The organism is Demequina sp. TMPB413 (assembly GCF_020447105.2).
Taxonomy (GTDB): domain Bacteria; phylum Actinomycetota; class Actinomycetes; order Actinomycetales; family Demequinaceae; genus Demequina.
The window spans coordinates 1880276-1904443 of record NZ_CP096184.1; the positions used below are offsets into that span (position 1 = coordinate 1880276).

The 24168-nt window shown below is 65.8% G+C and carries 15 protein-coding genes, 1 tRNA gene, 1 pseudogene and 1 riboswitch; of the genes and pseudogenes, 1 reads left to right on the forward strand and 16 read right to left on the reverse strand.

Features of this window, described 5'->3' with window-relative positions; genetic code table 11:
- Positions 1-43 precede the first annotated feature (43 nt).
- The 4 genes from LGT36_RS09070 to LGT36_RS09085 all read right to left on the reverse strand — a co-directional run bounded on the left by LGT36_RS09070 (position 44) and on the right by LGT36_RS09085 (position 4764).
- Positions 44-1555 (reverse strand): methyl-accepting chemotaxis protein, encoded by a 1512-nt coding sequence (locus LGT36_RS09070; protein ID WP_226097611.1) that lies wholly within the window; start codon positions 1553-1555, stop codon positions 44-46.
- 84 nt (positions 1556-1639) lie between these two features.
- Positions 1640-2992 carry an EAL domain-containing protein gene (locus LGT36_RS09075; RefSeq protein ID WP_226097610.1) on the reverse strand — a complete coding sequence of 451 codons (1353 nt, stop codon included), beginning with the start codon at positions 2990-2992 and terminating at the stop codon, positions 1640-1642.
- A gap of 126 nt (positions 2993-3118) precedes the next feature.
- Entirely contained in the window at positions 3119-4468 is a 1350-nt protein-coding gene (locus LGT36_RS09080) for an NAD(P)/FAD-dependent oxidoreductase (protein ID WP_226097609.1), read from the reverse strand.
- Complete coding sequence (locus LGT36_RS09085; protein WP_226097608.1) at positions 4465-4764, reverse strand: thioredoxin family protein; 300 nt, start codon at positions 4762-4764, stop codon at positions 4465-4467. The genes LGT36_RS09080 and LGT36_RS09085 overlap by 4 nt, the downstream gene beginning before the upstream one ends.
- A 54-nt stretch (positions 4765-4818) precedes the next feature.
- Here LGT36_RS09085 and LGT36_RS09090 point away from each other — a divergent pair, with 54 nt between their 5' ends.
- A complete protein-coding gene (locus LGT36_RS09090; protein WP_226097607.1) occupies positions 4819-5238 on the forward strand; it encodes a heavy metal-responsive transcriptional regulator in 420 nt (139 codons plus the stop codon).
- Positions 5239-5274: 36 nt separating this feature from the next.
- On the opposite strand, the gene LGT36_RS09095 is transcribed toward LGT36_RS09090, so the two are convergent.
- From LGT36_RS09095 to LGT36_RS09140, 12 genes and pseudogenes are all read right to left on the reverse strand, one after another.
- Entirely contained in the window at positions 5275-6582 is a 1308-nt protein-coding gene (locus tag LGT36_RS09095) for an FAD-dependent oxidoreductase (protein WP_226097606.1), read from the reverse strand.
- Entirely contained in the window at positions 6579-7472 is an 894-nt protein-coding gene (locus tag LGT36_RS09100; protein WP_226097605.1) for a hypothetical protein, read from the reverse strand. The genes LGT36_RS09095 and LGT36_RS09100 overlap by 4 nt, the downstream gene beginning before the upstream one ends.
- Positions 7473-7585: 113 nt before the next feature.
- Positions 7586-9733 (reverse strand): DEAD/DEAH box helicase, encoded by a 2148-nt coding sequence (locus LGT36_RS09105; RefSeq protein WP_226264542.1) that lies wholly within the window; start codon positions 9731-9733, stop codon positions 7586-7588.
- Positions 9734-10187: 454 nt separating this feature from the next.
- Complete coding sequence (locus LGT36_RS14145) at positions 10188-10319, reverse strand: hypothetical protein (protein ID WP_255633197.1); 132 nt, start codon at positions 10317-10319, stop codon at positions 10188-10190.
- Positions 10320-10385: 66 nt separating this feature from the next.
- Positions 10386-11557, reverse strand: a pseudogene (locus tag LGT36_RS09110) (IS3 family transposase).
- Positions 11558-11846: 289 nt separating this feature from the next.
- On the reverse strand, positions 11847-12089 hold the full coding sequence (locus LGT36_RS14240) for a YrhB domain-containing protein (protein WP_226095074.1): 243 nt from the start codon (positions 12087-12089) through the stop codon (positions 11847-11849).
- Between the two features lies 1 nt (position 12090).
- Entirely contained in the window at positions 12091-20565 is an 8475-nt protein-coding gene (locus tag LGT36_RS09115; RefSeq protein ID WP_226264494.1) for a DUF6531 domain-containing protein, read from the reverse strand.
- 259 nt (positions 20566-20824) lie between these two features.
- Complete coding sequence (locus LGT36_RS09120) at positions 20825-21631, reverse strand: GGDEF domain-containing protein (RefSeq protein ID WP_226095386.1); 807 nt, start codon at positions 21629-21631, stop codon at positions 20825-20827.
- Positions 21628-22014, reverse strand: coding sequence for an STAS/SEC14 domain-containing protein (locus LGT36_RS09125; RefSeq protein ID WP_226095387.1), 387 nt, complete (start codon positions 22012-22014; stop codon positions 21628-21630). Before LGT36_RS09125 ends, LGT36_RS09120 begins: the two co-directional genes overlap by 4 nt.
- A gap of 75 nt (positions 22015-22089) precedes the next feature.
- Positions 22090-22163: riboswitch (cyclic di-GMP riboswitch) on the reverse strand.
- A 100-nt stretch (positions 22164-22263) separates the two neighbouring features.
- Positions 22264-22336 (reverse strand) — tRNA-Arg (locus tag LGT36_RS09130).
- A gap of 31 nt (positions 22337-22367) precedes the next feature.
- The gene (locus LGT36_RS09135) at positions 22368-23354 is read right to left on the reverse strand and encodes an aldo/keto reductase (protein ID WP_226095388.1); all 987 of its coding nucleotides are present in this window, start codon (positions 23352-23354) and stop codon (positions 22368-22370) included.
- Positions 23355-23399: 45 nt separating this feature from the next.
- Entirely contained in the window at positions 23400-24056 is a 657-nt protein-coding gene (locus tag LGT36_RS09140) for a C40 family peptidase (protein ID WP_226095389.1), read from the reverse strand.
- Positions 24057-24168: the final 112 nt, after the last annotated feature.

Below are 24168 nucleotides of genomic sequence, written 5' to 3' on the forward strand. Positions count from 1 at the left end.
ATCGTTACGGAGATTGTGAACCCTGCTCCCTAGCCGCGTCAACTCAGCGAGAAGCGACTGTTTCTCGACCCGAAACTGAGCGTCTCCAGCCGATCATTGTCTCGGTGAGTACCTGCGACGCCTCGAAGAAACTGCCCCCGATCGCGGTGTCCGCGCGAGCCCCAGCGAGGTCCCTCGCATCGACCTTTTTCAGCACATTTGCGGCCTCACGGTGGAACGCGGCGTGGAGCGCCTTGCTAGTCGCGTACAACTCCTCCTGGCCAGGTTCTGCCACGCTTCCCTTGAGCCACGCACCGAAGGCGCACTGGTCGTCTTCGCCGACGGTGGCGACGTTGTGCTGGTGCGCGCCATTCGCGACGGCCGCCGCGAGCCTGAACTTCCATGCGCCGTGTGCGGCGACCGCGTTGGTGATCTGCTGCAACGTCGACGGGGTGCGCTGGGACTGCTCTGTGGCGGCAAGCCGAAAGCCCCTGAGCAGTTCCGACAACTCCACCGACATGCGGGTGAGTTCGCTCGACGACTCGAGAGTCGTTCCGACGCCGCGGTTGGCGGCCGTTGCCGCTTCCGCCACTCCCGTGATGCTGGCCGCGATCTCCGACGATCCCGACGATGCCTCGGTGATGTTCCGACTCATCTCATTGGTGACGGACGTCTGCTCTTCCACCGCCGAGGCGATCGTCGTCTGTGTCTCATTGATTTGCTCGATGATCTCAGAGATGTGTCCGATCGCCTCCACAGCGGACTCGGAATCGGCCTGGATCGCCTCGACTCGCCTGGCGATGTCTTCGGTCGCCTTCGCGGTTTCTTGAGCGAGGTCCTTGACCTCTTCTGCCACCACGGCGAAGCCCTTGCCAGCGGCCCCGGCACGCGCGGCCTCGATCGTGGCGTTGAGCGCGAGCAAGTTGGTCTGAGCCGCGATCGAGGCGATCGCCTTGACCACGTGGCCGATCTCTTCGGAAGACTCGCCCAGCTGGGTCACCGTAGCGTTGGCGGCCTGCACGGCCTTGACGGCATCACTTGCTACGGACGCAGCCGAGCCAGCATTGTGGGCAATCTCTCTGATAGAGGCGGACATCTCCTCCGTCGCGCCAGCCACTGTCTGCACGTTGGCCGACACCTGTTCGGCACCTGCAGCAACGGCGCTTGCCTCGCTCGCGGAGACCTCGGCGCTGTGGCGGATTTCGAAGGTCGACACGTTGAGTTCTTCTGCGGCCGCCGTGAGTCCTGTGGCATCCTCCGCAACGGTCGCGAGCAGCGCTGAGATGGCGCCGACCATGGCGTCGTAGCTGCGGAACGCGCTTGCGCATTCGCCGTGACGGGTGGTGGTGCCTTGCTGGGAGAGGTCGCCCTCAGCGGCCGCCTGCAGTAGCGCGTTCAAAGACGCGAGCGGGGTGGAGACCAGACGCGTCCACCACCAAGTACACGCGCCGACGGCGACGGCGCCGACCACGAATGGCACCACCGGCCCCCCTATCGGGGAGTAGGCAGCAGATGCGAGCACCACCGCAATGCACAAGGAGTAGCTGAGAGCTACCCGGATTCGAAAGCCCCACATGTTGCACCCCTGCCATCGGCGGTTGTCGTCAACGGCCAATCGACCCCGCTGCGACTGAAGTGGGGGACGTAATGCCTACCGTTGTTAACGTTCACGGCGCGCGAAGAGCCTGCGACCGCCGCCCGCACCCTCGTCGGGGTGCTCGTGGCTGGATTCTTGAGGATCCCTGGCAATGGGCGCGGTTGGTTCCAGCGCCATTCCGTTTCCGCCGACGCGAGGGATTCGCCTCATGAGGTGGCGCGCAATGTCGTCGACGGTCGCGTTGTCTTGAGTCACGAGTGCGAGTATCTTGCCGTCAGGTTCGCCCCTGCCAAGAAGCGCAAAACCTCCCGCCGGGCTGATGACCACCAAGAAGGGCACCGAGGCAAGCGGATCGTCGGCGGTGAGGCGCACGCCGCGGAGGCCGGGAAGCGGCTCTTCCTCGATGCCGACGCCGAAGGCAGCCGACAGAAGCGGGACATCCTGTTGAGGGAAGGTGGCGGCAACGTCGCCGTCAAACCCGTCGCGCCCCACGCCAGCAAGGATGATCGGCGCCGCCCCCGGCGCGATGGAACCTCGGGCGATCACCCTGGCCCACTCCACGAAATGGTCGGGATCCACCCTGCGCGTCTCGACGTGGTCGACAAGATCCCATGGCGTCCGCCCCGCGACGTCGCCATCGGACGGGGCTACGAGCGGTATCGGCTTGCGAGGGGCACGGAGGTTGTGCGGAAGCGGGCCGGGCGCACCGAGGTGGTGGCCCTGCCCATACGCGGCGCCCAGCGCGCGAGCGAAGTGAACGTCCTCTTCGTTCTCGATCGACTCGACACACAGTGAGGCGCCCGTGCGCTCGGCGTGCCTCGTCGCGGCAAGAATCACGGCGGCGGCCGACGCATCGGACACCGCCCGCAGCAAAGCGAGGTCAATCTTGACCATGTCTGGCCGCATGACCGGAATCATGGCGTTCGCTCCCGGACCGGAACCCACGTCGTCAAGCACGATGCCCCAGCCCATTTCCCGGGCCCTGCGCTCGACGGCGAGCAACTGGGCGGGATCCTCCGCGAGGGCGCGGTCATTGACCTCAACCATGACGCGTAGCGACGACTCGGCCTTGTGCACCACGGGTAGCAAGTCGTCGGGGCACTCGACCCCGAGCGACTCCGGTTCGGCATTGATCAGCAGTGTCAGGGCCGGGGGCGCGTCGGAGTCCAGGAAGGTCTCGAACGCTGCAGCCCGGCACACCCAGTCAAGCTCCGCGGTGTACCCGTGCTGACGGGCCGCACCAAAGAGCGCCCTGGGGCTCTCCATCGCACTCCCGTGCGGCCCCCTGGCTAACGCCTCAAAACCGACGATCTCCGTGGTCGCCAGATCAAACACGGGTTGAAATACCGGGTGAACCGCCCGCGAGCGAATCACCTCGGCGATCTGGGCGGCCTGGGCCATGGCTTCGCTCGTCATCACTTCTCACTCTCGACGGGGAGTCGCCCGATCGTGGCAGGGGGACAAAGGTCCCGCATTGGGCCTCGCAACCACTATCAGCCGGTTTCCGGGGACCGGTCAACTCGAGGTGGCCAATGCCTCCTCTCAGAGCATCGAACCGAGATCCGAGCCGACCGAGGGATACGCGGCGGTCGCCGACTTCATCTGCCTGGTGGTGATGCCCAGCTTCATCGCCATGGCGATGGTGTTGATCAATTCACCGTACTCGGGTCCGAGGAGGTGTGCGCCGACAACCAGGTCGGTCGAGCGGTCCACGAGGATTTTGCTGGCTGCGGTGGTTTCGCCGATGCGATAGTTGGAGTACCAGCCACTGGTGTCCCGGTAACGGACCTCGACGTCGAGGCCCTTGTCCCGCGCCTCCTGCTCAAGCATCCCGACGCGGACGAGTTCGGGGATCGTGAATACGGCCGTTGGGATACCCGTGTAGTCCGGAACGGCGGCGGCGCCCTTCAGCATGTTGGATGCCGCGACCTTGCCCTCAAACAGCGCGACTGGAGTGAGTGGCATTCCCGGGGTGTTTGCCGCATCGCCCGCCGCATAGACGGCCGGATTCGTGGTGCTCTGCAGGTGCCCGGCCACGCTCACCCCACGCTCACTCCACTCGACGCCCGCGGCGCCAAGGTTGAGCCTGGCGAGATCAGGGAGTCGGCCAGCGCCATGTACGACAAGATCGCACTCGATCGTTTCGGTCGCGCCGGATCGCTCGACGCCTACCTGGAGGCCAGATGCCGTCTGGTGGATACCGGTGATGGTGGTCGAGCGTCGTACGTCGATCCCTGCGGTAGCGCCGCGCGCGACAAGCAGCTCGACGAGATCGGGGTCGAATCCCTTAAGCGGCCGCGCTCCGCGATCGATGATCACCGGCGTGCTTCCAGCGCGTGCGGCAATGTGGGCGAACTCGAAGGAGATGAACCCACCGCCGACGAACAGGATCCGCTTGGGGAGTTTGTCGAGTTCCATGAACTCTGTGCTGTCGGCCATGTGCTCGTGACCCGGGAAGTCGAGCGGACGGGGGCGGGCGCCCGTGGCGATCAGGAAGTGTGACGCCTCGTACGGAGCGCCGTCCACCTCAATGTGGTTCCTATCGGTGAACGCGACCGAGCCGTGAAGTGTGGCCACTCTTTTGCTTGCGAGGCCATCTTCCATACTCTGCGGCATGGGGTCAACGAACCCGTGCTTGTGGCCCATGAGATCGCCCCAGTTGATCGACAGGCCGTTGGCATCGATGCCCTTGCCCTGCATCAGCCGGGCGCTGTCGATGACCTCCGCACCACGCCGCAGGATCTTCTTCGGGTCACATCCCCGCAGCGCACAGGTGCCGCCGTACGCTAGCTCGTCGACGATCGCAACACTCCATCCTTGGGACGCGCACTTGTTGGCAGCGCCGATTCCAGCCATTCCGGCGCCGATCACGATGAGGTCGTACGTTGTCATGAGTGCGCCACCGCCTGGCGCAACTGCTCAAGGGTGGGTGCCCCGGCCGGACCCTGTGGAGTCTCGTAAATGCGGCACGCCAGTCCGACACTTGCATCGGCATGTGCAAACGGGTCCATTCCGTCGATGAGGATGGTGGGCGAGCCGTGGAAACCGACCCGCTCGGCGTCCTCACCTGTCTCGACATTCTGATGCCTGATCCCGAGGTCAGGGCGCTCCGCCGCGAGCACAGCGAGGCGTTCGTCGGCAATCTTCCAATTCGGGCAGCCGTCAAAGTACTGCAGTGTGATGTTCATACGGCGACGGTAGACCTTGAAGCGGACTATAAGGTCAAGGGGTAGCCTGTAGGCATGCAGATCGGGGAACTGTCCCACGCAATAGGCGTGACGAGCCAGACCATTAGGTTCTACGAACGCGAGGGGCTCCTGCCCCCTCCACGGCGGACCTCTAATGGCTACCGCGACTACGACGAATCGAGCGCAAATCGCTTGCTTTTCATCCGCGGCGCACAGTCCGCCGGGCTCACCCTTGCCGAGATTGCGAGCGTGATCGACCTGCGCGAGGAGGGGCAAGCGCCGTGCACGCACGTGGTTGCCTTGCTTGGCGCAAAGCTCGAGAGCGTCCGAGCACGGCAAGCCGAGCTGCGCATGCTCGAGGCGGAACTGGACCGACTCGTCGCCCGTAGCCGCATCCTTGACCCCGCCGAATGCTCTGATGCGAGCATCTGCCACATCCTGGGCGCCGCGCAGCAAGAGCAACGCGACAACTGAAAGCGCGCGACGAGGGCTCTCCTTCGCACGGCCGAGTCACCGTGACGGGAGCGATACCTTGTCCGACTCTGCGTGAGGCACGCGCGGACCCGCCACCCGTGTGCTGGTCGCCGCGCGCACCTGAGCCCGCACGAAGGGCGCACGAGGCATCGTGGCGCAGAGCTTCAGTTGGTCGCGCCACGAAGCGTCCTCGTCCAAGAAGGACAGCACGCGGGGCGCTGGATTGCGTGCGAACAGTGTGGCGAAGATGTCCGGAGCCTGCGCCGGATCTGCGTGCATGACGCGCAGCAGCGCGTGGTCGAGGGTGCGGGCCCAGTGACACTCGCGTGCGGCGCTGGCGGGATGGCGGCCGCTCGCCACACAGGAGGCGATGGCGGCGCTATGGCGCTGGATGCGCTCGAAGCCGTAGCCGGTGCTCGCCTTGACCATGCCGGCCCTCGCGCCAATGGGAACAATCCAGCCGGAGGGCTTGGCGACTGGACCGCGCTCCAGCGGGATGATCCCCACCTCGTGCCCTGTCACGCGGTAGGCGCCCGCACGCACGTGTTCGCGCAAATACTGGCGCACCCGGCTCTCTTGGAGCGTGGCTTGGCGGGTGCGGTCATACCTGTCAGAGAACGCGAAGACCGTCCGCTCCACCAGCGCGCTCCGTGCGGTCAGCGGCAGCACGTAGACGAACGCTGTGCCCGCCGATTGGTCCGTGCGGAAGTCCATCAGCGTGGCCGTTCCGGTGTCGAAGACATCCGTGGGGCAGTCGATGTACAAGCCGTGGAAGTCCAAGTACGCGCGCGTGCCCGAACCGCGAGACGGCTCGCCGGGGCCCACACTGTCGAACACCCATCGCGCGGCAACCTCGACCGTGCGACGGTGTCCGTCATGCGGCACCTCGATCACCAGGCGAGCGCCGGTGGAGTCCTGAGCGATCGCTGTCACCGAGCCAGATAAGCGCTCGTAGCCGGGCCTCTCGGCAATGAACCGGTCGGTTGCCGCCGACAATTCGGGTCCCGTGATGCGGCGGTAAGAGTAGGGCGCGATGGCGAGATCCCGTTGCCACGTCGCGCCAGCAACCCGAAGCGTCCCGATGACCGCGGAAGCGGCCGCATCGAGCAGGCCGTCTCCCCTGCTCCACCATGCCCACGACTTCTGCTCCAAAGGCTGGTCGGCGTCGTCGACCACCAGCACCTTGTCTCCCCAGCCGGAGTCCGCGAGGTGGCATGCGAGCGACAGGCCCGCGGCGCCCGCGCCGACGATGATGGCGTCAAACCGTTCGCCAGGCAGCGGGACGCGTGGCGACGAGGCGGGTGACCCGACCGTCGCCCTCTCGCCGGACGACGTTGGGGTCACGTGACTCTCCCCGCGTCGGCGAAGAGCGGGCGGTAGGCGGCGACCGCGATACTCAGTGCCACCAGCGCAAAGAGGCTGAACGCCGCCGTGTTCGCGACGCTGGCGGCGGGATCCCCAGTGGCCTGCATCGTGATCGCCATCCCTGCCACTGCCGTGCCGAGCATGGCCATCCACCCGACGGCCGCATACCTCGCCTTCACCACCCATGCGGCGCCTCGAATACTCCCCCACCCGACTGCCACGAGCGCGGGGACCACGAGGCCAAGGTCCATGACCTTCACCAACCAGAACACGACCGGATCCGCAAGGTACTCCGGCCCGCTGGGTGCGTCGGCCCACGCGTCCACTAGCCCTGGCAAGTGCAGGCCGACGGCAAGGAACATCGCCACCACGAGTGCAAACCAGCCCACCGTCCGATCGAGCCTGCGCGATGTCCGTGGGAGGTCTCCGGGTGCGAAGGACGCCCACGCGCGTATCGCTATCGCGAGCGCGAGCACCAGCAGTCCCACGAAGAGCGGGAAGAACCTCTCGCTATTGCCCGCGTAGCGCGTGACGTCGCCGCCGACTGAGAGTTGGATCACCGTATACGCGACGTAGACGGAAGGTCCCAGCGCAAGGACCGTTCCCGCGTGGTGGCCGCGGGCCACGAGCCCGCTCGCGACGAGGCTCACGGGCGCGACCAGCACCAACCCGGCGAAGTCGCCTCCCGCGATCTGATTCGCCGCGCCGTCTGACACGTGATACTCGATCACGTTCGTCAGGAGCGGGCCCAGTATCGCGATCGCCGCGACGCCCAACCCCAGGACGACAAGGGCCACCGCGAGCCAGCCGTCGGCGCCTGCGGGCGCGACCAAGCGCGTGCGGCGGCGTCCCGCACCCAGTTCTCGCACGACACACCTCCAGCGGATCCTCTCGCAGTGTCGCATCGTGGCCCTCGCACGCGCCGGGGACGATGGTCCTGCGGGTGGCGGGCAGGGCGCTCGCTCGAATGGTGCGGCGGGTCTTAAGCGGGGCCGTCGTCCTCGAGGGCGTCCGTGAGCAGACTCACCAGGGCCTCGAGCTGCACGTCTGTCGACGACGCGCCGTCGTCTTCTCCTGCCCCGTCAAGTGCCCTCGCGGCCAGACCCGATTTGCTGTCGATGAGTTCGGCGATCTTCGAGTCGATGGTTTGGGCCGCGATGATGCGCCAGGCCGTGACCGGCTCTTCTTGGCCGATGCGGTGGATCCTGTCGATCGCCTGCGTCTGTTCGGCATCGGTCCACGAGAGCTCTGCGAGCACCATGTTGGAGGCGACCTGCAGGTTCAGCCCCACTCCGGCTGCCATCAGGGAGCACACCACGATCGACACCTCTGGATCGTTGGTGAACGCGTCGATGGCCTTCTCTCGCGCCTTGGGAGTCTGGTCGCCGCGGATCGAGGCGTACCGGATGCCCCGGTCGGCGAACATCTGCTCGGCCTGATCCATGACGTCGATGTGCTTGGCAAAGAACACGACCTTGCCGACGGTGCGGGCAAGTTGAGCGGCGTAATCGGCTGCCGGCCCTGCCTTGGCTTGGCCAATACGGCGAACCATGGTGAAGACGTTCTCGCCGGAGGTCTTGGACTCGGAGTCTTTGAGTTCTGCCGCCGCCACGCGACGAGCCAACTCATAGTCGACGCCCTCGACCGCGTCGTCGTCCCCTCGCCACTCCAGCGCCGCGCGGTAGCGCTCGACAAGTCGCTTCGCCAGCGCCGTCTCCGCCGCACGGATCGAGCGACCGGCCGCGCCGTCGAGTTCGACGGGTAGGTCAGCGACACGCCTGGCCGGGATGTCGGCGACCACGTCGACCTTGCGCCGGCGCACGATTCCCATGTCGATCACGGCGGACCTCGCGGCGGAAGGGAATCCGCGGTCGGCGGGGGTCAGTCCTGTGTCTTCGAGAGCGCTCATCAGTTTGCCGAGCGGCTTCTCGTCATCGATCCACCCGAGGAACTGCCAGATGGCCCTGAAGTCTTCGATGTCGTTAATCAGTGGGGTGCCGGTGAGCGCCATCATGAGCGGGCGCGCGGTGCGGGCACGGATGCGTTCGGCGATATCGAGCACGTGTTGGGAGCGTTGCGAGCGTTTGTTCTTGATGAAGTGCGCCTCGTCGACCACCATGCCGCGGAAGCCGATGTCGCCCATCCAGCCCACGTGGCGGTCGAGGAGTTCGTAGTTGACGATCACGACGTCGGCAAAGGCGTCGATCTGTTCGCCGTCGCCGTGGACGACGGTGGAGCGGCGCGTCGGCGTCCACATCCCGACCTCGTGGGCCCAGTTGGTTTTGACGACGTTGGGGACCACCACCAGCAGAGGGTAGGCGTCGGCGGCTTGAGCTGCGAGGAGCGCCTGTGCCGTCTTGCCAAGGCCTGGCTCGTCGGCGAGCAAGAAGGTGCGGTGACCGCGCGAGGTGGCGCCGACGACGCGCGCCTGGTGAGGCATCAGGTCGAGCCCGGCCGGCGAGGTCATAGAGCGCGGCTCGGGGAGTGTCATGCACGCTGGGGCGCCAGCGTCGGCCTGTTCAAAGGAGCGGAAGAGCGGCTCGAGAAGCTCCCACCCTGCGAGCCTGCGGGCCTTGCCTGCGCGTCGCTCTGCGGCGGCCTCGAAGTCCGGCGCAAGGAACGGATTGGCCAGCTGACGAGAAATCACGGATTGCGGAACTACGCGGTTCTGAGCGCTCGGATCGGGCGCGGCGGGTGGGGTGGGCGCTGGCTCCTCTGGCGGCTCCAGACCGCCTGCCCTCATCACGGTCGCCTTGTACTGGCGAGCGGAGTCGGACACCCGCGCGTCCTCGGCGAGCAACTCAAGCAGCGAGGTATCCCTGGCGGCGATCTTGGCCAACTGGGTGGCCACCCCGTCGAGGCGCTTGAGTTCCTTGTCCCGCTTCACGGTGGTCAGCGTGCTGTCCGCCTTGACCCGCGCCCGCTCCTCGCGCACCAGGAGCGCCACCACCTGAAACTTGGTGCGGATGCCTGAACGCGGCGGGGGGCGTCGCATCGCGCTATCGATGTCTCGGGCGATTCCCACGAGCACCGGGATCAGGCCAGGCTCGGTAGGGCGCTGTGGGCGGCGGCGCTGCTGGCGGGAATCCGCGCGCGCTCGGCCGGACCGGCTCTGGGCTGGTCGTGCCACAGTTCCTCCTTCATTCACTGCTCATCGCGGCAGCATTGCTTGCCACCCCGCGCTCCGTGCGTCGGACGGTTACCAGGCGTTTCGTGACGCCGTGGCCCACCCGGCCCTTCTCGTACTCTCGCTCCGACGGTGACAGACATAAGCCGTCGGCGATGCCGTGGGACTTTCGGCAGGACCGCGCGTTCCCGCGCTAAGAAGCGGCGTGAACGTCGACCCCTGGACACATCATCCCAAGACATGGCCTGGGAGGCGGTACCGACTCCCATTGTTCCAGGAGTTGGCGGTGTTGGTGTACGGCCGGATCCTTGGTCGCCTCAACCCTCAGCTGTCCTCCCAAGCCTGTCCGTCTTGGCGTTGCGCTCCTGGCTCCACTTGAGCGTATTGGCGATCGTTCTTCGAGCCTCGAACGAGGAGGCGGCTTCAAACCGCACATGGCTAGATCCCGATAGGAGACCTAGGAATACAGGTCCGGAAGCCCCAGCAACCGATCAGTTGTGCGGCTGAACTCCACCCACGAGTCCTCGTCCTCGCAGATTGCACGGATCACATCGAGGTGGTCCACAATGAAGTCGATCTCACCCGCCACGCCCTGCAATGGATCGACCACCTCACCGGCGACGGGGGCTGGTGCAGGAACTGGTGACAGTTCGGTTTAGGCCGCGAGGGCCAGTGGTGTGTTCATGATGGTCTCGTACTCGATGGGGGTCAAGCGTCCGAGCCGGTCTTGGCGGCGGCGCCGGTGGTAGGTCCGTTCGATCCAGGTCACGATCGCGATGCGGAGCTCTTGGCGGGTGTCCCACCGTTGCCTGTTCAGCACGTTCTTTTGGAGCAGGCTGAAGAACGATTCCATTGCGGCGTTATCCCCGGCAGCGCCGACGCGACCCATGGATCCGACCATGTGGTGACGGTTCAGTGCGTGGCCCATCTTCCGGGACCTGAATTGGGATCCACGGTCGGCATGCAGGACGCATCCGGTGACGTCGCCGCGGGAAGCGACGGCGTTGTTCAGGGCGCTCACGGCCAACTGGGCTGGCATGCGGTCACCGATCGAGTAGCCCACGATGCGGTTGGAATACAGGTCTTTGACCGCGCAAAGGTAGAGCTTGCCTTCACCCGTTTGGTGTTCCGTGATGTCCGTGAGCCACACCTGGTTCGGGCGGTCGGCCCTGAAGATGCGCCTCACGAAGTCGTCGAACACGGGCGGGCCGGCCTTGGTGGCCTTGCCCCGTTTGCGTCGCTGTGTGGCCGACACCAGGCCCGCCTGAGCGGACAGTGACCACGCGGTTCTGCGCGCCATGGGCCACCCCGCGACCTCGGCCTCGTCGCCAAGGAACCGGTAACCAAACTCAGGGTCCTCGCGGTGAGCATCAACGAGCGCATTCATCCGATGCGCCTGCACCCACTCCAGCGCTGTCACCGGGTCACTGAGCCACCGGTAGTACGGTTGACGTGCGATCTTGAGCACCCGGCACGTCACCGTGACGGGCACGCCGTCCACGGCCAACTCGCGGACGAGCGGGTAGATCATTTTGGGTGGCCACCGAGCCTGAGGTTGGCCTGCGACAAGTACGCTGCCGCACGACGCAACACCTCATTCTCTTGCTCGAGAAGCCGGTTCCGCCGACGCAGCTCCCGCACCTCTTGCGCCTGCTCACGGGTCACCCCTGGCTTCTCACCGTCTTCGACATCGGCTTGACGCAACCAGTTCGACAACGTCGCATGAGAGATCCCGAAGTCCTCGGCGATCTGTTTCTGCGGCGCCTCACGGCGCCGCGCGACCGCGACCACGTCACGGCGAAACTCCTCAGGAAAAGCTCTAGACATGACAACATCCTTCCACCAGGACCCGCCCGGATCCCAGAAGTCAGTTGTCACCAATCACTGCACCAGCCCCCATTGTATCGGCGAAGAGGCCGAAGTCCTGGTGAAAATACCCACCGAAGAATCCCGGCATATTCTGAAAGAAGCCCTGGTTCATCGATCTTCGCCTCTCTACTGGGGGTAAGCCGTCAAAATGCGATAACCCAACGCCGAGCCAACGTCGCGAACCACGACCACGCTAGTTCCGTAGGTGGGAACGGCAGTGGAGCCCCGGGGAGCACTGTCCAGGGTACTAACGCGGAAAGACTGAACGAATGTATGGTGCGTCGCCGGTGCGGGGAATCACGACCGGTCCATTTCCGACGAGAGCCTCACGAAATTCCTGATTCTCCAGGTATGCCCTGCTGTCGTACGCAAACTCCCAGCCCTCGTCCGTTTCCTCGCACCGACAAATGACAATCTCCACCCGGTGCACCGGACGTATGACCGTGTCTAGAAAGACTTGGGCCGCATCGAATGCGTCTTGGAGTAGCATCTCAATTCGTCCTCACAAATCGGAAATCATTCCATGCGTCGAAGGCCGCCGCTCCACTCGGCCCTATGCCCTGGAAGTCGACATAGTTCACGCGGCCGTTCTGAACAACTGCATTCCACACGTGCGCGCTCGTACCGTCAGTCCCGTAAACGATACCGCGCGCGCCATTCCCCGCTGCGAGCAGTTCGGAGTCGATGGCCGCCTGGCCCGAGACCGCGCGCCACGACGCCCCCGCGAAGTCCTCAATCAGCGCGTTTCCGCCAGGTATTGGCATACCGGGGTAGAGGTCAAGCGCAGAAGCGGGGTTGCCCGCGAGCGTGGAGTCGCCAGCGATAGCACACGCCACGCAATTGTGCGTACCACCTAGGTGATTGATAGTGCTCGCATCTGCGCCGAGCCCGCCGTTGGCCGCACCGCCTGCCGGGGCGGTCGGGGCCTGGGCGACTGGCCTGACGGTTGTTGGCGGTGTTCCGAAGATGCCTCCTGGGGTGGTGACAGGGTTGTGGAGTCCTGTTCTGAGGCTGGTGATGAAGTCGCCTGGTGCTTGAATGATCCGCACCACGTCGTCCGCCGCACCACTGAGCACGGTTCTGACCATCGGTATCACTCTCTGGGCGGCAGGAACGACCTGGGTGACAGCGTTCTTGATGCCGTTGACTACCCCCGGCAGATCGGTCACCAACCGCGGCACGGACCTCACGGCCGTCACACCCGCCGAGAACCCGTCCACGATGGCGCCGGCACCGCCGGTGGCCACGAACTCCACCGCAAGAGTCGTCACATATCCCGACGTTTGCGAGTACCGATACAAGTCAGGATCCCCATAGATCGGAACCGATGGAATGTTCGGGATCGCAGCACAGAACGTGTCAGTCCAACACGTCGGCGACAGAGCGTTGAACGTGGTCTGACCCACATCCACCACCAGGTCCACCGTGTCGGCCAGAGCGTTGGCGACACCGCCACCGAAGTTCACCACCCCGTGCCACGCAATATCGAGTTGCTCAACAGGGTCGAAGTCGTAGTACTGGGCCTGGTCGTACTGACAGTTCACCCCAGCGGAAAACACAAAATAGGCAGCCCCCGCAATCGAGGAGCACTTCGAGCCACCAGCCTGCGCCGTGACCACATTCGTCACCGTGTTGACCGTCGCATCCACCGCCCGGTCCCACCAGTTCTTGTGGCTATCCGCCTCACGTTTGGCAGCCGCCCGTGCGTCCGCGTCGCGTTGAGCTTGCGCCGCAGCCTTGTGTGCAGCCCACTCCTGCGCCTGCACTTGGCGACGCGTTTCGGCCGCCACCAAGAACCGCTCCAAATAGGCCTGATAGTTCGCGCTACCGACCAAACCCTGGGCGATGTATCTGGGAAGTGTGCCCAAACCAGGAACCGACACCGAACCGCGCAGATACTCGCCCTCCACGGCCCTCAACGCTTTCAAAGCCTCGTCATATGCCGCCTGCGCTGCTGCCAACGCTTGAGCCCGAATCGCTGCGGCAGCACGGTAGAACCCGAGCACGTCCACAAACGACTCCGGCGCCCCCTCGACATAGGCGTAGCGGTTCAAAGACGCAGCCCGCGTGGTGGCGCCCCGGTACGAGTCATCCTGCAACCACACCCTGGATGCCGGATCAAACGTCCGAGTCGCGAACTCCACCAACCCACCCGTCGACACCTGCCCGGTGAACCCCGTCACGGTGTCCCACGACGCCGCATCGGTCACGTCACCAAAGTCACCAAAGACCTGCAGATCCGCAGACACCACCCCATCCACGGCGATCCCGACCGGGGAACCCAACAAGTCCTTCAGCACGTCCTGGGTTTCGCTGACCGGGTGACCCCACCACGGGTGACCCGACCAACTCGTGGTCACCTCCGACTGCACACCACCCATCGGGTCCCGCACCACCTGCGTGTCACCCTCGACGACCACATCGAGCCCGGTGAAGACCCGCTCCGTGACCTCCCAGTCCTCGATCACACTCAGGGCACGGCCCACCCCGTCGCGCACAAACCTCGTGATGCTGTCGTCATGCCACGACCACTGGTGCTCCCCAAAGTCCTTCACCACCACCAGGTCATCACGACCGTCATACGTGAAGTCCTTATGCCCCACCACCCGCGAATGCCACCCACGGCCCTCCGTGACGGTTTCGCTGACTCGGTTGCCACGCTCGTCATACGCATACGTGGACACCTCAGCAAACTGATGCCACGCCGTGCCAGTGGTCCTCACCGACTCCACCAACTGGTTGGCCGCATCCACCTCACGATCCACCACAAACCCATCACGCGGACGCGCAGTCGACACATCATCCGTGTGAGATTCGAACACTAGGTTCGAGGCAGCATCCCACCCATAGGTGGCGCGATCCCCCGCCACCCGGGAGTGGCCGGGGCCCCACGCATCACCCGCGGACACCGACTCCACCAAACGGCCCAACGCATCATGCGCATACGTCGTCACATCCACAGACCCGTCCACCGTGAACTCACGGCGCGACACCAACCCACGCTCCTCGTAGGTGTAGTCGATCGAGATCGACCGGGGCGGCTCGGGCTTCACCCACCACTTGCTCCACCCATGCCGCGAAGCGCCCGGCAGGCAGGGCGACAACCAGGACCCCGCCTCGTCCGTGATTCCCACGTGATCCAGGCCGGTTACCCGACCCGCACCGTCGCGCTCCACCGTGGACGTCACGCCAGAGGGCAACAGCGCCTCCGCGAGACGCCCATTGGCGTCATACGAGTACTCGGTGGTGCCCGTCAGGTCCGTCTGCGACACCGCGAGTCCTCGCCCATCAAACTCACGCGTGATCGTGCGACCATCCGACAGCCCGGTGGCCACCTCGTTGCCAGCGGAATCGAATGTGTGAGTCTGCGTGTTGCCCCGCACATCCGTCTCCGAGACCACCCGGCCATCCCAGTCATAAGCCCACGACGACGTCCCCAAGCTGTCAACCAACGTCACCCGGTTTCCCGCACCGTCGTACGTGGAGGACACCGTCTTGTCCGGATACACCACCTGCGCCACGCGGCCATCAGGGGTGTACGACGTGTCCGTCACAGAGCCATCGGCCGCCGTCACGGCTACCGGCCGCCCCACCGCGTCGTACTCCGTCTGCGTCACCCGACCCAGCGCGTCCGTCTCCGCCGTGAGGCGCCCCGCGGCGTCGCGCGAGTAGGTGGTGGCGTTGCCGCGTGGGTCCGTCACCGACGTGGCCAAGCCGCGCGCGTCGTACGCCGTCAGGGTGGTCACATTGACCGACGCCGACGGTGTGGCAGCGGCCACGAAGTTCTCCGTCGTCGCGGTCAACAGACCGCGTGCGTCATACGTGAAACGCGTGACGACGCCGGCAGGGTCCGTGGTCGAGGACACACGCCCCGCAAGGTCATACGCCGTCGCGGTGGTGGAACCGACCTCGTCAGTCACCGTCACTGGGCGGTTCACCGCGTCATAGGTGGACGTCTGAACACCACCCAGCGGGTTCGTCACCGACAGCAGGTTGCCCACCTCGTCATACGAGTTGGTGGTGGTGAAACCCTCGCCGTCCGTTGACTGCGTGACGCGTCCCAGCGCGTCGTAGGTGTAGCGCTTGGTGGACCCATTGGGGTCCGTCTCGCTCACAATTCTGCCTACCGCGTCGTAGGCGGTCACCACTCGCCCGCCGTCGGGGTTCACCTGGGCGACGGCCCTGCCCAGCGCGTCGAACTCGACCGACACCACGTCGCCCAAGGGATTGCGCACCGTGGTCGCATTGCCGTCGGCGTCGTAGCCAAAGGTGGTGGTGGCGCCCTCCGGCGTCGTCACCGAGATCAGGCGGTCCCGCGCGTCGTACGCGTATGCGGTGGTCTGGCCCAGGGCGTCGGTGACGCCCACGACCGCGCCGACGGCGTCGAACTCACGAGCCGTGCGTGCCCCCAAGGGGTCGGTGCTCGCGACCTGCTGGCCCACGGCGTCGTACTCCATTGCCGTGCGCGCGCCGGTCGGGTCGACCGAAGCGACGGCGTTGCCCACCACGTCATACTCCGTGGCCCAACGCTCGCCCGCCTGGTCGATGCGCGCGGTCTCGCGGCCCGCCGCGTCGTACTCGTGGCGCACGGTCGCGCCCAGCGGGTCAATGACCGCCACGGTACGTCCCATCGCGTCGTAGGCGTACGTGGTGGTCGCACCGTCCGCCAACGTGGACGTAGCGAGCCGGTCCATCGGGTCATACGTGAAGCTGGCCGCTTTGCCGCGAGCGTCAGCGCTAGTCACCACGTTGCCCACCGCGTCGTACTCGGTGAGCGAGGTGCCGCCCAGCGTGTCTGTCGTCGACGTAGGCCGCGACAGAGCGTCGTATGCCGACGTGGTCTTGGCACCGCTCGCATCCAGGGTGGCCGTGATGTTGCCCACCGCGTCGTACTCGGTGGTCGAGGTGCCGCCCAGCGCGTCGGTTGCTACCGTCTGGCGCCCCAGGGCGTCGTACTCGAAGGACGTGGCAAAGCCGCGCCCGTCAGTGGACGCCACCACGTTCCCGCCAGCGTCGTACGCGAACGTGTTGGTGCTGGAATCGGGCAAGGTTACGGAGGTGACGCGACCCATCGCGTCGTAGTCGTAGCGCGTGGCGCGACCCAGCGCGTCCGTGGCCGTGGCCACCTGCCCGGCCGCGTCAAGCGTGACCGACGTGCGGGCACCCAACGCGTCGGTCGTGGCGACCTGCCGGCCCGCCGCGTCGTACTCCATCGTGGTTCGCGCGCCCGCCGGGTCCACATTCGCCACCGCGTTGCCTGCCGCGTCGTACTCCGTGACCCAGCGCTGCCCCGACTCGTCGATGCGCGCCGTCTGCCGACCCGTCGGGGCGTATTCATAGCCGATGGTCGCGCCAAGCGCATCCGTCACCGTGGCGAGATCACCCATCTCGGTGTACTGGTACGTCGTGACCGCGCCGTCCGGCAGGGTGGTCGAGACCAAGCGATTCATCGAGTCATACGAGAAGTCCGTCACGCGTCCCAGCGCGTCGGTCGAGCTCAGCACGTTGCCAGCCGGGTCGTAGTCGGTGGCGAGAGTCCCCCCGAGCGCATCCGTCACCGCGATGCGGCGCTGTAGCGCGTCGTAGTCGTACTCCGTGCGCGCGCCCACCTCGTTGGTGCTCGCCGTGACGTTCCCGATCGCGTCGTACTCCATCGTGCCGCGGCCCCCGAGGGCGTCCACCACGGCGGTTTGGCGGTCGAGAGCGTCGTACTCATAGGCCGTGGTGAAGCCGCGCTCATCGGTCGCCGCCGTCAGGTTCCCGTTCGCGTCGTAGCCAAAGGTTGCGGTGGATCCGTCAGGGTTGGTGTGACCCACAACCCTGCCCATCGCGTCGTAGGTGGAGACCGTGGTGCGCCCGAGCGCGTCGGTGGACGACGCGACCAGCCCGGCAGGGTTGTACGCCAGGCTCGAGGTGTTCCCCACCGCATCTGTGATCGCCGTGGGCCGCCCGAGCGCGTCGAACGACGTCTCAGTGCGGTTGCCCTCGGGGTCAATCGTCGCGGTGGCGTTGCCGATCGCGTCATACACGGTGATCCACCGCTCGCCAGCCTCGTCCACCATGGCAGTCGCGCGCCCCAGCGCGTCGTACTCCCAGGTGCGTGCCGTGCCGTCCTGGTTGGTCTGCTTCACCAGGTGGTGCTCCGCGTCGTACGCGAACGTGACCCGCGTGCCGTCGGGATTGTTTACCGCGGTGCGCTGCACGTTGACGTTGTACTCGTAGGTGGTGACCAGCCCCCGCACGTCGGTCTGGGAGATAAGCGAACCGTTCGCGTCGTGCTCGAACTCCGTCACCTGGCCCAAAGCGTCGGTGAGGCTCGTGAGGTTGTCTGCCGCATCCCACGCCATGGTCGTGGTGTTGCCCAGAGCGTCGGTCGTTGATGTTGCCCTGTTGGCGAGGTCGTAGGTGGTCGTGGAGGTGCCGCCCAGGGGGTCCGTCACCTCGACCACGTTGCCGCGCGCGTCGTACTCAAACGTGGTGACGTTGCCCAACGCGTCGGTGCTGGAGGTCACGTCGCCGTGGCCGTTGTACGTCGCGTAGGTGGTGGTGCCGTCGGGAAGGTGAGTCTCGATGGCCCGGCCGTCGGAGTTGAGCACAAATGACGTGGTCGCGGCGTTCCCGTTCGGGTCCGGCGCGGTGACCGAGGTCAGGTCGCCAGTGGCGTTATAGGTGTAGCTGGTGGTGTTCCCCAGCGGGTCTGTGCTGGTCAGAACCCTGCCGAAGGCGTCGAAGGTCGCCAGGAAGGTGTTCCCGTTCGCATCCACCGACGTGGTCGGGTTGTAGCTCGCGTCGTAGCCGGTGCGGGTGACTCCGCCTGCGGCGTCGTGGGATGCGACCGCCTGACCCTTGGCGTTGTGGTCGACCGTGCTCGCATTGCCCAGCGCGTCGGTCAGCGTCGTCGAGCGGTCCGCCCCATACGCGATGGTGCGCACGTTGCCGGCGCCGTCCGTCTGGGTGACCACCCGGTCGACGTCGTCGTACGCGTTGGTAATCTCCTTGACGCCATCCGCTCCGGTGACCACGGAGAGCAGTCCCCTGTCGTTGTACGCGAAAGAGCGGGTGCGGCCCGCCCCGTCCTTGACCGACGTCAGGTTGCCGCTGGCGTCGTAACCCAGCGTCCAGACGCGCCCATCGGGGTGGGTGAAGGCCGTGATCTGGCCTTCGGCAGTCGAGGACACGGCGACGGTCTGGCCCGCCTGGTCCGTGATCGACGTGAGCGGCGGGAACACGACCTGCCCGTCCGACGCTTCGGCAAGCGTCCCGTACGCGAGGGTGAAGGCATTGCCCTGGCGGTCGACGGTGCGCGTCAACTCGCCGTAGCCGGACTCCTCATCCACCGAGAACTCGAGCGTGGTGCGATCGGGGAAGGTCATCACGACCCCGTCGGCGACGTCGGCGAGCGACGCCTGGCCGCCACCGTTCGCCGTGTAGCCGCCATCACCGTCGGGCGTGAAACTGACGCGCCTGCCATCGGCGAGCGTCGCCAGGACAGCACCGTCGGAGAAGCGCTGGACGCGCGAGGCAAAGGCGAAGTTCCAGCCTCTGCCCACAGGGCTGTCGCGGCCATCGAGTGCGTTGTACGCGAGGACCAAGTCAAGTTCCTGGTCGCCCACACCCGTGAGGGTGAAGACCTCCTCCGAGCTGACAAAGTTGCCGGTCGAGAGGTTGACGGGGTCCGTGCCGTAGATCTGATAGTTGTTCTTGCCCAGCTGCGTCAGGCGGTCAATCTCGGCTTGAGAGGGAGGCTCCGGAAGCGTCACGGGCTCGGCGCACGCGATGCCGCTCGTCGTCTCGATCTGCTGGACGATACTCGCGAACACAGCGTCCACCACCAGGTCACGGCGGGTGCTGATCACGGGCCAGTCGTAGTTGTGGTCGAGGAAGAGCAACTCCGCGTGCGCGTAGGCGGGGGCCGAGCCCACCAACTGGGAGTAGGGAAGCCCATCGTCCGTCGGGTTCAGCCTGCGCCGGTCGGAACGACCCGTGTAGTTCGCGATGTTCGACTTGATGGAGTTTCCCAGGCCGATGCTCGCGGAGTTGTTGGCGGACCACGCGACTATTCCGCCATCGGACTCAATGCCCCACGGGCGTGCGATGCCGTCGGGAGCCGTGTTGTACGTGTTGAACGCGAGGGTCATCGCGATGTCAGCGTCGAAGTTTCTGATGAGGTTGGCGCGTGTCGTCCTATTGACAAAGGGGGTCGAGGCATCGCGCGTGATCAGGACTTCTGCCGAGCACTCCGCCACCAGTCGATTCTTGACCTCGGTCGCTACGGAGGCGCTGAACTGGAGCTCGTTGTAGTTGGTCCCGTTCCATCTGGCCTTGCCAACCAGGTCATCAGGGTCGAGTGCAATTCGGGGGACTCCCTGCCCGGCCGCAGTCGCCGCCATGGCGTTCTGCTGGGAGCCCATCACGGTGAACTCGCTCAAGTGGTCGGACTGAGCAACGACCGCACCCAACTCTGGATCGTAGGCGGAGGGCACCCAGACCCACGGCTCGTCGGCATTCTCTCGCGAATACACGCCAAGCGTCGAAAGGTCGATGCCCTCGATGTTCTCTGGCAACACGGGAAACGTCAGCTCGATCGCAGGTGTGACCTCGTTGAGCGCTGGGAGTTCCTCGGTGGCGGGGGTGATCACCACATCGTGTTCGAGGACCGTGATGTCATCGCCACCAGGCGTCGTCGCAGTGATCTCCACGCCGTCACCGATCGCGGCGACCTCGCCATCGGCCGCCGCTGCCGTAGCGCCGGACGTGTCGAGCGTTGCGACCTCGACCGTCGCGCCCGTGCCCGCGGGGTCTGTCGGATTGAAGACGACGGTGCCGCCCTCTGGCAGGTCGTAGCTTGAGGGATCGGTCGCGGATAACGTGCCGTCTGGCTCGTCAGCTTCAACGGCTACCGGCACCGCCACCAACAAGGCTCCAGCAACAACAGCGGACACGGTGGAGCGCAGTGAACGGCGCACGATTTCCCCCCCAGGCAGAGACTCACGCCCCTCGGCGGGCGTGGCCATACCCTGGCACAGGCCATTCCGTGGCGGCAAGGACTGTGGAGGAGCGTGGGCTGGCATCATGACTCGAGATGTCCCGTATCGCCGGTATGGGTGGCCCGCGTCCCGCACGCCCCAGCGAGACCCCTTTCCTGTGATATTTGTCACAGATCAAAGCGAATGGGCCCTGACGCACGTGAGTTTCGCGAGCACAAGGCCCTCCCCACCGAGCCTGTCAGACCCTCCGCGTATCGATGAGCGACCCTTCGCCATGGCGGACCTCGCCGTGGAGCACGCACAGGCCCCGGCCGCTTCGCTTCGCGTCGTACATCGCCGCATCAGCTGCAGCGATGATCGCGTCTGGGTTGGTGGGGCCATCGCCGGCGAGCGCCACGCCGATGCTGCTCGTTGTCGTGTACTGGTGCCCCTCGAATTCATACGGCGCGCGCAGGCTCGCTGCCACCCGACGCGCAACGCTGAGCGCGGCCGCGTCACTCACGACGTCGTCAAGCAACACCACAAACTCGTCGCCTCCGACGCGAGCGGCAGTATCCCCAGCCCTCAACTCCCCCTGGATACGAAGGGCCGCCTCAGCGAGCAACCGGTCGCCCGCCGCGTGACCAAAGGTGTCATTCACCATCTTGAAGTCGTCGAGATCGAGGAACAGGACTGCCATCCGGGAGCTACGCCTGCCGACTGCTTCCAGCCGCTGGGCGAGCTGGTCCCACAAGGCGACGCGGTTCGCGAGTCCTGTCAGATGGTCCTGCAGCGCCTGTTGCCTGAGCTCTCTGGTGGCGATCGCGAGTTCCGCCGTGCGCTCGGCAACCCGACGCTCCAACTCCTCATACGACGCCTCGAGCTCCTCGCCAAGCGAGTTCACGCCGGCCGCGACGGCATCCACAAAGTCGCCGGTTGTTCCGACAGCCGCCCTGGCATCGAATCGAAGCGCGGCAAGGTCTTGAATGACGTAGACGATCTCTTCCAGCCGGCGGTCCAGATCTGGCACGCCCTCCCCGCCCGGCGACTCGCCAGGCGCGCTCATGTGAGGTGCTTCCTCAGCCAAGCAACTGCGGCGTCCTCATCCTCAAAAAGTCGAATGGGCACGTCGGGCTTGCTGACGTTAATGAAGAAGGTCGCCATCATCCGACTCAGGGGATTGCCGACGACGAGGGCAACGGCGGACACCACCTCTTGCCTCCGGATGAACTCCATCCGCGCTTCCCTGCTCTGGGGGCCTGCGTCCTCCGTGTGCACCAGGAGCGGTGCGGCGTGACCGCCCGTGAGTTCGGACATCGCGTCGATCACGGCGAGCGCGTCCTCAAGCACGGAAGGGACGTGCGGCGCCCACGCAATCTCGACCATTCCGTCTGGTCGTAGCCAGATGCGGAACTTCTCGCCAACAATCTCGCGGCCCTCGGTGCTCATCGGGCAACCCCGTGCGTGACGATGTGACCGTTAGCGGTCCGGATAAGCGAGATCCGTGTCACGAGCTTCCCCTTGTTCGGTAGCCCGGCTAACCCTGTGGGCCCGTGGCTTTGCGTCCCCGCCTCGCAACGGGTTTGCCATTTCGTCTCTGCCCCCCAGCATAGGGGCGCTAAGCGTCGTCGCCGCGGGAGAGTAAGGAACCTCACAGTGGACGGTCGGAGGCACGTCGCCGGCCGAACGACACGAAAGTGCGCCTGGGCAGATTCGAACTGCCGACACCCGCTTTAGGAGAGCGGTGCTCTATCCCCTGAGCTACAGGCGCTGGGGCCCGACTAGCCTACCGGCAGCCGGGACTACCAGCGAGCGTGGACGTGCTCGCGAATGGAGTCGTTGTAAATGCGCGCCAGTTCCGCCATGGTCGAGTCATCGATCGTTGGCAGTTCGCCTACGGCCGCATTGGCCTTGGCCTGCTCCACCGTCCGCGCCCCTGGGATCGCGGTGCTGACTCCCACCTGGGTAAGCCATCTCAGTGCGAGTTGCGCCGTGGTCCAACCCTCAGGAGTCAGCGCGGCGACCTCTTGAGCGGCCCGCACGCCCACGTCGTACGGGACGCCGGAAAAGGTCTCGCCCACGTCGAAGGCCGCGCCTTCGCGGTTGTAGTTGCGGTGGTCGTTCTCGGCAAACTGGGTGTTGGCGTCGTACTTGCCGGACAGCAACCCCGACGCGAGCGGCACGCGGGCAATAATCCCGACGCCAAGGCGGGCGGCCTCTGTGGCGACCTGTTCGAGCGGCTTGCGCCTGAACACGTTGACGATGATCTGGATCGACGCCAGGTCTGGCTCCCTCAGCGCCTGCAGGGCCTCGTCAACCTTCTCCACCGACACGCCCCAAGCGCGCACCCGGCCCTCGTCTACCAAGACGCGCAAGGCGTCGTAGGTAGCCGGGTCGAAGAACACCGACGTGGGAGGACAGTGCAGTTGGATCAAGTCGAGGGTGTCGACGCCCAGGTTTTCCCGAGACCGATCAGTCCACGCCCTAAACGCGTCCAGCGTGTAGGCGCTGGCCTCGTGAGGGTCGGCCCTGCGCCCCATCTTGGTGGCGACGAAGAACTGGTCAGAGTCGTCACGCGAGGCGAGGAACTTGCCCACCGCCCGCTCCGACCGGCCGTCGCCGTAGACGTCGGCCGTGTCGAAGAAGGTGACGCCGGAGTCCGCGGCCGCCTCAAGAATCGCGTGTGAGCGACCCTCGTCGACGTTGCCCCAGTCGGCGCCTAGTTGCCAGCAACCCAGCCCGATTTCACTGACGTGGCGGCCTAGCCGCTCAATCTTTGACGTACGCACAGGCTCCACGTTACGGGACGGCGAACGCCACCCCCGCCATAGACGCTAGCCGGTGACGCGAACGTAGATCGGGTTGACCTGCCAGATGGGACGGAACTGAACAGTCTTGCCGGGTCGCGGTGAGTCGATCTGCAGGTTGGGTCCGGCGTAGATGCCCAGGTGACCAGGAGACACGATGATGTCGCCAGGCAGCGGCGAACTGACGCGAGTCCCCACGTTGTAGTACGCGGCGGAAGTGCGGGGCAACGAGATGCCGAACTGTGCGTACACGTAACTCACAAAGCCCGAGCAGTCGAAGCCTTCGCTCGGCGAGGCTCCACCCAAGACGTACGGAATGCCGACGTACTTGGCCGTCTCGGCGATGATGGCCGAGCCGGCGATGGCCTGGGCAACGTCGGCGCTGTTGGCCACGGTGCGGGCCTGCGAGGTGGGAGCTGAACGCGTCACCACCACTGGCTTGGGGTTTGGCTTCACGTCGAGAGACGGGGTCTCCACCGTGAATCCGGCCTCAGAGTCGGCCGCTACAGGAGCGCCAATCTGCTCGACCTGGTCGACAAACTCGGCGCCTTGACTGGCTACCGCGTCGACGTCGGGCGTCACCGGTGATTCACCGGCGATCGCGACGGCGACCGCTCCTGACAGTGGCACCACAATCAGCGCCACACCTGCAGAAACTGCCACCGCGCGCGTCTTGGCGCGCATGTATCCGTACCTCAAATTCCCGTTCCCTTCGCGCTGTCAGCGCTTACAAGCTTGGAGCCCGGCCTCGTGCGCCACCCCCTGTGGCTGACCTTGGGTACCATACCCGGAGCAG

Coding starts and splice junctions, on each gene's coding strand:
- LGT36_RS09070 (WP_226097611.1), bottom strand. CDS start 1,555: ATGTGGGGCTTTCGAATCCGGGTAGCTCTCAGCTACTCCTTGTGCATT.
- LGT36_RS09075 (WP_226097610.1), bottom strand. CDS start 2,992: ATGACGAGCGAAGCCATGGCCCAGGCCGCCCAGATCGCCGAGGTGATT.
- LGT36_RS09080 (WP_226097609.1), bottom strand. CDS start 4,468: ATGACAACGTACGACCTCATCGTGATCGGCGCCGGAATGGCTGGAATC.
- LGT36_RS09085 (WP_226097608.1), bottom strand. CDS start 4,764: ATGAACATCACACTGCAGTACTTTGACGGCTGCCCGAATTGGAAGATT.
- LGT36_RS09090 (WP_226097607.1), top strand. CDS start 4,819: ATGCAGATCGGGGAACTGTCCCACGCAATAGGCGTGACGAGCCAGACC.
- LGT36_RS14240 (WP_226095074.1), bottom strand. CDS start 12,089: ATGCTACTCCAAGACGCATTCGATGCGGCCCAAGTCTTTCTAGACACG.
- LGT36_RS09120 (WP_226095386.1), bottom strand. CDS start 21,631: ATGAGCGCGCCTGGCGAGTCGCCGGGCGGGGAGGGCGTGCCAGATCTG.
- LGT36_RS09125 (WP_226095387.1), bottom strand. CDS start 22,014: ATGAGCACCGAGGGCCGCGAGATTGTTGGCGAGAAGTTCCGCATCTGG.
- LGT36_RS09140 (WP_226095389.1), bottom strand. CDS start 24,056: ATGCGCGCCAAGACGCGCGCGGTGGCAGTTTCTGCAGGTGTGGCGCTG.